The 1,376-nt window shown below is 56.8% G+C and carries 2 protein-coding genes; both read right to left on the reverse strand.

Annotated elements, in window-relative coordinates; all coding sequences use genetic code 11:
* Window positions 1-41: 41 nt before the first annotated feature.
* On the reverse strand, window positions 42-1,031 hold the full coding sequence (gene dsrM / locus RR842_RS10025; protein WP_332729653.1) for a sulfate reduction electron transfer complex DsrMKJOP subunit DsrM: 990 nt from the start codon (window positions 1,029-1,031) through the stop codon (window positions 42-44).
* Window position 1,032: 1 nt separating this feature from the next.
* On the reverse strand, window positions 1,033-1,376 hold a 344-nt coding region (locus RR842_RS10030; RefSeq protein ID WP_332729655.1), incomplete at its 5' end, for a hypothetical protein.

Raw genomic sequence — 1,376 nt, forward strand, 5'->3', positions numbered from 1 at the left:
TCGAGGATCTCTTTTTTCTCCGGTAGCTTGGCCATGACCGATTACTCCGCATCCAAAGGTAGGCCGACTTTTTTCATTTTCTCTCCGAACTCCTCCTCGTACTCGGCGTAGGTATGCACCTGCACCGGATAATTCCAAGGGTTCACGTGTCGACGTGCCCGATTGTTGTTGGCAAGGTTGCGCGTGGGGCTGAAGAACACGCCGCCAGAGTGCATGAGCTTGCTCCACGGGAAGTAGACGAGCAGTACCGAGACCAGAAACACATGGACAAACAAGAGAGGCTCGATACCCGCCCCTACAACCGGATTGAACGTCACCAGACCCATGGTCAGCTCCTTGACCGAGTTCAGGTCGACCCGGAACGCATAGCGCATGACGATACCGGAAACGGCGATGCCCAGCAGCAGGAACAGCGGGAAGTAGTCCACGGAAAGCGACAGATAGCGTATGCGCGGGACGACCACACGGCGCAGAAACAGAAACGTCAGGCCCGCGACGACGAACACGTCGGTGAGGTACAGGATGGGTATGCCGATTTGAAAAGCACTGTCGGCGCCTTCCAAAGCCTGCACCCAAATCGGAACCGGATCGAGAAAGAGCCTGAAGTGGCGCAGCACGATGACGAGCATGGACCAATGGAAGACAAGCGCGCCCAGCCACAGCCATTTGGCCGATCCGATGACCAGCTTGTCGTCGCGTTTCTCTACCTTACTGTTCCGGAACAGAGACCGGAAGAACAGCACCTCAAGAAGCATGCGACCGACGACGCCAGCATAAGACGAGGGGTTGTCGGTCTTCGCTTGCTTGATCCAAGGAAGGCTCTTCTGCTGCCCGCACGTGGTGGGAATACGGAAGGGAACCGCCGAGGTACCCCACCGCACGATACGCACGACAAAGCCGATGACGAACAACGCAAACGCCGCATACGGGATGATGACCCCGAAGAGCGTGTACAAATTCAAGTACGCCGTGCAGATCCACGCGACGAGCGCGAGCGCCAGTACCGACACGAGGGGAACCGCTATTTTCATGCTAGCCTACCCTCTCTCCAACCCTGGATTCGCTTCGGTACCGCTCAAGCATTCCGGTGCTCCTTTTCAACTCATCCATGCGCAACCGCATGATCTGATCGCGGCATCGCACGTAGCAATCGATCGCGCAAAGCGCGCACGTATCAATCCGGGCATCAATCAACTGCAAAGCGCCCGCATCGAGCAGCTTTGCGCTATTCGAGAAGATGAGGGAACGTAGCTTAAAAAACGACGAGAACGTCGACTGGGGCGACGAGTCCTGTAGAGCCAGCAATCGGCACAGACCATCGATCGAATCGGAAACGGAAGGATGCTCCTTGCCGGAAAACAGATACCGGACGACAG

The organism is Gordonibacter sp., assembly GCF_036667095.1.
Lineage (GTDB): Bacteria > Actinomycetota > Coriobacteriia > Coriobacteriales > Eggerthellaceae > Gordonibacter.

What these genes read in the sequence shown, in the direction of transcription:
- dsrM (WP_332729653.1), bottom strand. Translation starts at nt 1,031, where the DNA reads ATGAAAATAGCGGTTCCCCTCGTGTCGGTACTGGCGCTCGCGCTCGTC.